Raw genomic sequence first — 6239 nt, forward strand, 5'->3', positions numbered from 1 at the left:
TATCCTGCTTCTACTCGCCGTCGCCGGGATCGTTGATCCAGATTATGGTGTGGCCGTTTTCCGCTTCCGGCTGCAGCAGCATGAAACTCGCGTAATTACAGTCGATATCTTCAATTTCGAGCTCGTTGCTGGCCTGGACTGTGGGTACGAAATTGAGCGGCGAGAGATAGAGCACAATCGCCGCGGCGGCGGCGACAGCCCCCAGCCAGGCTGCGTTCCTGCGCAGACCGGATTTTCCTCCCGGTCGCCGCAGTTCACTGTCGATCGCTTCCCAGGTGCGCCGGGCTGTAAGCTGATCCGGCGCGGTGGAATCGGCCGCGGCGCGCAGCAGATTGCCCACAGCGCGGAAGTCCTCCAGCAGGGCGGCGGCCTGGCTGTCTTCGGCCAGGGCCTGTTCCACCAGACGGTTTCCGGACTCGTCCAGTTCGCCGTCATAATAGCGCTGGAGCAGTTCCTCTGTCAGCTTAAATTTGTTATCGTTCATTTCCGGCCTCTGGTGTAAAAACCAAGTTTCCACCAAGCTGTTGTCATCTATTACCGAGTTCGATCGCGTCCCACTTGCGGAGCGTCTCGGCCAGTTTCCCGCGCCCGTAATGGATCCGGCTCATCACCGTGCCGATCGTGGTTTCGGTCACCTCGGCGATTTCCTGGTAACTCAGCCCGTTGATTTCCCGCAGAACCAGCACCCGACGGTGCTCGTCGCTGAGAGTGCCGAGCGCTTTGTCCACCAGCGAGGCTAGCTCCCGGCGGTAGAGCTCGTTCTCTGGATTTTCGCTCGCCGGGGCCGTGATCTGTGAGGCCCCCTGGTCGACTTCCTCAAGCGGCCGCTCGGTGAGCCGCTGCCTGCGACGGGCCTGTTTGCGGCGGTAATCGGTGGTGACGTTGATTGCGATCCGGTAGAGCCAGGTGTAGAAAGAACTCTGAGCCTTGAAGCTTTTCAGCGAGCGGAAAACCCGGACAAAGGCCTCCTGCACGATATCGTGGACGTCCTCCACCTGGCCGACCATCGAGCCCACCAGCCGGTAAATCTTCTGGTTATACAGCTCGTACAGCTCGCGGAAAGCGCCCTGGTCACCACCCAGCGCGCGTTCGACCAGCCGCATGTCGTCCTGCCGGCTTTCGCTGCCGGGATCGCTGCCCACTAGCTACCATCCTGTGCTTTAGACTGTGCCTTTGGAAATATATTCAAATATATTGACATTTGACGGTTCAGTTCAATTTCTTTCTTGCCTTCTTGCCCTCGTCGGACTCCGGGTAACCGGCGGCCGCCTGGCTGTAAATTTCCGCGGCCAGTTCACTGTCTTTCAGCTTGTCCTCGGCCAGTTCGCCCGCCCGGTACAGGTAGCGCGGCGCCAGCGGGTTTTCCGGGAACAGTTCGGCCAGCTTGCGGTAGGCCTGGACGGCCCGGGCCATGTCGCCGGTGCGTTCCTCGTGGAGCTTGCCGAGGTGGATCAGCGCCTCTGCCGAGCGGGTCTGCTCCGGGTGTTCCTGCACGATCCGTTCGTAGAAAGCGGCTGCTTTCTGCGGGTCCTCCAGATGCTTCAGATAGACCCACGCGGCTTTCTCCCAGGCCTCGATCCGGATCTCGGGGTACGGAAAGCGGACGGCGGTGTCTTCGAGCTGCACAATCGCCTGCTCGTAACTTTTCTCGGCCAGGTCGACCTCGGCCAGCAGCAGCGAGGCGCGCGCCGCATCCATCGCGGCCGGGTACCGCTCCACAACCTCTCCCAGCGTAGTGCGGGCCATCTCGTAGTTCTTCAGCGGCCCCAGGTAGACCTCGCCGGCGCGCAGCAGCGCCAGCCCCACCGCTTCGCCGAACGGATCGACAATCGCCGCCGAGCGGTAGGCCAGCAGCGCCGAGCGCCATTTTTTCTGTAGCTGCTGCATGTCACCGATAATCACGCAAACCCTGTCGGCGCGCCAGGAGTAGCCGGCCCGGTAGAGGTAGTGGCGTCCCTGGTCGACCAGGTAGGAAGCCAGGTCCTTTACACTCGCATCGGCCAGCAGCAGCAGGAAGTCGAAATATCCCCGTTCACCACCCTCGGTTTCCACTCCGCGCTCCAGGATTCTCAGTACGTAATCCTGGAGGACTTCCAGCTTGTCGTCGGCAAACAGCGCGGTAATCCCGCGCCGCCTGCTGGAAGCCAGGGGATCGAGACGTTCTTGCGCCTGCCGGATAAGCGGGCTTTGCGGATAAACATACAGCAGCTTCAAATAGCTGGCAAGCGCAAGGGGTTTGTTTTTGCGGTGTTCGTACAGCGTTCCGGACATCCAGGCCAGGCTGTCGCCGTGCACTGTCCGAGGATAAAGCGCCCGGAAAACGACGAACTCTTCGAGCAGCGGCTCGGCGTAATTTTCACTCGATGCCTGGTACCTGCTGACAAGCAGCTGCCAGTATTCCTGCTGGGGCGGCACCGCCGCATTCGCCGCGGGAGGTGGAATCAGCGCCATGGCGGCGGCCACGAGAGCGGCCGGTATATATTTTTTAATAATTCCCCTGTACATGTCTGCCTCCGGTTATTGTACGTTATCCGCAGATTGTGCCGCATCGTTACCCGGCGTAAGTTGTTCGCCCGTCGTTTCCGGGTTGCGGGGGAAGCTGAAACGTAATGTAGTGCCGATGCCGGGGGTGCTGTCAACCTCGATCAGGCCCAGCAACACTTCGGTGAGCCGTTTGACAATTGTCAGGCCCAGGCCGGTGCCTCCGTAGCGACGGCTCAGGGAACCGTCACTCTGACGGAATGCATCGAAAATGTATGGTATTTCCCGTTCGGCTATCCCCTCGCCGGTATCGGAAACCTCCAGGCTCCAGAACTTCGGATCGGCCGATTCGCCGGCGGTAACGGTCACGCTGCCGTTGTCGGTGAACTTGATCGCATTGTCGACAGCGGCCTGCAAGACCTGGCTCAGCAGCTTGCGGTCTGTCGAGACCGTACCGATTCGGTCAACCGTCGAGAAACTCAGGCCCTTGCGCCGCAGAGAGGGTTCGAACACGGCCCCGGTTTCATCGAGCAGAGCCTGGAGTTCGACCTCGCGGAACTCGGGAACGATTTTTTCGAACTCGAGTTTGGCGTAGTCTAGAATCCGGTTGATCCTTTCCAGCAGGTTCTTGCTGTTCTCGTCGATTATCAGGATACTTTTCTGCTGTTTCTCATTGAGCGGTCCCTGGTTCTGCTCGCGCAGCAGGCGGCAGAAACCGAGAATCGAGTTCAGGGGTGTTTTAAGTTCGTGGCTGAACGAGGCGAGGAATTCGTTTTTCAGCCGCACGGCTTCCTCCAGACCCGCTTTACTGCGGGCCAGTTCGCGGTTGGAGCGATTCAGGGAAGCAGTCCGCTCGGCCACTTTCTGTTCCAGCAGTTCGGCGGTCTGTTCCGCTTTACGGCGAGCCTGGATGATCGACGGGATCCACAGAAAGAACCCGTAGGCCAGGAAGAAAAACCCGAACAGGCGGAAAAACACCTCCCGGATCAATTCCAGGTTTCTGCTATCCGGCTGACCGAGAACCTTCGCGGCGGCAGGCAGGTAGGACAGCAGCCCGATTACCGGTTCGAGCAGCAGCAGCAGGAATCCGCCCAGGATTGAATACCAGCCGCTGCCGGTTATTTCAGGGTGGCGGATACTGTTGGCCAGCAGGAAACCCAGCACCGTAACCATGATCACCACTCGGATCACAACCAGGGCCACCGCGGAATTAAGGACCGAGATGAACAGGTTGGCCGTGATTACGAGGTTAATTGCCAGGATAACCAGGAACACGAGCCTCATGGCGTTGTGGCCCGACTCGTATTTCATGTCCTGCCCGTTTGTATCCAAGGCAATCTCCTCCGCTCCGGGTTGCGTCACGCCGGGTATTCAGCGGTCTCCGGCTGCCGTAAGAATGTCAGACCCTGCTTCGCACATCTTATTCAGGGGGCCGGGAGATTCAATTATACAGGTAAAGAGTGCCATAATCCAGATTTTGAAAACGAGTTCGCAGATGGTTGATTTTTCTGGATTTGCGGTTTATGTTAAATATGATATTTTTACCAATCCGGCCAGAAAAAGATGTTTCCACGGCTGATGCTTCCAGTGTGGAGGGGAATTCGGATATGTCCAGGTTCAAGGCAAGCGGAGAGATCACCAGAACGGTAATCCTCGGTACGCTTGCCTCCGGCCAGCTGCACGGTTATGAAATCAAGAAGCGGATCATGGAAACGCTTGGCGAAAGCGCGGATATCAATTTTGGCTCGATTTACTACGGTCTCAAAAGCCTGACAGACAACGGTCTGGTAGATCATATCCGCGATGAGCCGGGCAAGGGCAGCCCCGAGCGCTCGATCTACAGGATAACCGCCAAAGGACGGAAAGCGCTGGCTGAACTCGTGGAAAATTGCATCTCCGAGCGCAGGGTACCGCTCCAGGCGCTGGAGGCGGGCCTGAATTTCATGGACCGGCTGGCGCGCGACAAGTTGAAAAGCATCCTGCGGGAGCGCTATGAAAACTTGAACGGTATCTACGAGGAAGAGCTGGCGCAGGAACAGGACGGCGGCATGGGCGATGCGGCCAGGATTATCAGGGAATACCGCCTGTACCAGCTCGGCGCAGAGGTCCACTGGCTGAAAAACGTGCTGCCGACGCTCTAGAAGCGTGTTGAAAAAACACTCTTCTATAACTTCCAACCGGCTTAAGGCTCAGCCCCCCCGCGCACGAACCGCGCTATCCCGTCGTAATAACTCTCTCCCAGCACCAGGTGAAGGTTAAGGTGGCCGCCGCCCTCGACCCGGCGAAAAACCACGACTGGTGGGCCGCTAACCGTTTCGGCCAGTTTCTCCCCCAGCGAAAACGGCACCACGCTGTCGTCAGTGCCATGCAGAATCATCACCGGCGCTTTGACTTTCCGCAGGTTTTCCGCCACGGGCCAGCGGTAGCGGGCGGCGAAATGCAGGGGCAGCAGGCCGAACAGCCTGCGGGCCATCCCGGCGCCGCTGCTGAAAGAGCCCTCGATCACCACGGACCCCACCGGAAATCGGGCCGCCAGCCAGGCGACGGGCGCTCCGCCCAGGGAGCGGCCGAATAACACGATCCTCTCGGGCCGGATAGCGAGCTCACCGGCCATGAATTCGTAGATACACTTCGCATCCCGGTTCAGCCCCTGTTCGGATGGCCTGCCGGTCGAGAGTCCGAAGCCCCGGTAATCGAACAGCACCGCGCCCCATCCGCGGCCCAGGAACGGGACCAGCCACTCCAGCCGGTGCGAGATATTCCCGGCGTTGCCGTGGCAGACCAGCAGAACCGGCAGGTCGCCGTCGGTCGGGGCGAAATACCAGCCGTGGAGCGAGACACCCTCCTCGCCCGTGTCCAGGCGGATTTCCCGGTAGTCCAGCCTGTAATCGTCCGGTGTCAGCTCCAGCCGGCTCATCGGGTGGAAAGTCAGCGAGTTTTCCAGCAGCCTGACCAGCAGCGCCAGTACCAGCAGCACCGCTCCCACACTGGCCAGGGCCAGCAGTATGCTTTTGTGCAGCAGCATGTGTCGTGTAATCCTTGACAAATAGGCGGATAACGCGTTAACAAATTAAACTCAAACCACCCGGCGGCACAAGGACGCCCTTGCGCCGGGGCCCCACGCCAGTCATTCTGGTTCACAACCCACAAGGAGCACCGACAGATGAATCCATGGTCCAGCGCGTCGGCGATGCACAATCGGCTGGCCTCTCTGCTGCCGGCCTTGACCATCGCTGCCGGTCTGACAGCGGCCGGGTGGGCGCAGAGCGAGGAGAGTCAAATGTCCGAGATCGAACCGGTCTACAGCGCCGAGGAAGTCCAGATCGATGGAGTAACCGTCCTGGAATTGAACCGGGGCGGCGATCACCCCCTGCGGGCAAGAATAGCTCCCGGAGCGGGGGCCAACCTCTACAGCCTGGTCTATGACGGGTACGAGCTGCTGCGCGGCCCGGAAAAGCTGGCGGAATTCGAGGGCAACGCGCCGGGCAACCCCGTGCTTTATCCCACGCCCAACCGGGTGGCCGGCGGCAGGTTTTCGTTCGAGGGACGCTCGTTCGATTTCGGTCTCAACGACGGCGACCGGTTTCTCCACGGGCTTGTCCGCAGCGTGCCGTGGCAATCCGAAATCGGTCCGGTGGACGAGGACGGAGTCAGCGTGGAGTGCTGGGTCGATTTCGCTCCGGGGACCGGCCTCTACGAGCTGTTCGGTTTCGAGCACCGGTTGAGCCTGGTCTATTCGCTGGACGAGCAGGGCCTTA

General features: G+C 60.0%; 7 protein-coding genes. 2 read left to right on the forward strand and 5 right to left on the reverse strand.

What is annotated here, in order from left to right; translation table 11 throughout:
* Positions 1-10: 10 nt before the first annotated feature.
* From FVQ81_11760 to FVQ81_11775, 4 genes are all read right to left on the reverse strand, one after another.
* Complete coding sequence (locus FVQ81_11760; GenBank protein ID MBW7997221.1) at positions 11-484, reverse strand: hypothetical protein; 474 nt, start codon at positions 482-484, stop codon at positions 11-13.
* 43 nt (positions 485-527) lie between these two features.
* The gene (locus tag FVQ81_11765; protein MBW7997222.1) at positions 528-1142 is read right to left on the reverse strand and encodes a sigma-70 family RNA polymerase sigma factor; all 615 of its coding nucleotides are present in this window, start codon (positions 1140-1142) and stop codon (positions 528-530) included.
* A 67-nt stretch (positions 1143-1209) separates the two neighbouring features.
* Positions 1210-2505, reverse strand: a complete 1296-nt coding sequence (locus FVQ81_11770) for a tetratricopeptide repeat protein (GenBank protein MBW7997223.1) — start codon at positions 2503-2505, stop codon at positions 1210-1212.
* Positions 2506-2517: 12 nt separating this feature from the next.
* A complete protein-coding gene (locus tag FVQ81_11775; protein ID MBW7997224.1) occupies positions 2518-3813 on the reverse strand; it encodes a hypothetical protein in 1296 nt (431 codons plus the stop codon).
* A gap of 191 nt (positions 3814-4004) precedes the next feature.
* Between FVQ81_11775 and FVQ81_11780 the strand changes: the two genes are divergently transcribed.
* Positions 4005-4622: a PadR family transcriptional regulator gene (locus FVQ81_11780; protein ID MBW7997225.1), complete on the forward strand. Its 618-nt coding sequence runs from the start codon at positions 4005-4007 to the stop codon at positions 4620-4622.
* Between the two features lie 41 nt (positions 4623-4663).
* Here FVQ81_11780 and FVQ81_11785 read toward each other — a convergent pair whose 3' ends face one another.
* Entirely contained in the window at positions 4664-5506 is an 843-nt protein-coding gene (locus tag FVQ81_11785) for an alpha/beta hydrolase (GenBank protein MBW7997226.1), read from the reverse strand.
* A 138-nt stretch (positions 5507-5644) separates the two neighbouring features.
* Here FVQ81_11785 and FVQ81_11790 point away from each other — a divergent pair.
* Positions 5645-6239: hypothetical protein (locus FVQ81_11790; protein ID MBW7997227.1), on the forward strand; the 595-nt coding region annotated here is incomplete at its 3' end.

Source organism: Candidatus Glassbacteria bacterium (assembly GCA_019456185.1).
In the GTDB taxonomy this organism is placed as follows: Bacteria; Gemmatimonadota; Glassbacteria; order GWA2-58-10; family GWA2-58-10; genus JAJRTS01.

What these genes read in the sequence shown, in the direction of transcription:
- FVQ81_11760 (MBW7997221.1), bottom strand. Translation starts at nt 484, where the DNA reads ATGAACGATAACAAATTTAAGCTGACAGAGGAACTGCTCCAGCGCTAT.
- FVQ81_11770 (MBW7997223.1), bottom strand. Translation starts at nt 2,505, where the DNA reads ATGTACAGGGGAATTATTAAAAAATATATACCGGCCGCTCTCGTGGCC.
- FVQ81_11780 (MBW7997225.1), top strand. Translation starts at nt 4,005, where the DNA reads ATGTTAAATATGATATTTTTACCAATCCGGCCAGAAAAAGATGTTTCC.
- FVQ81_11785 (MBW7997226.1), bottom strand. Translation starts at nt 5,506, where the DNA reads ATGCTGCTGCACAAAAGCATACTGCTGGCCCTGGCCAGTGTGGGAGCG.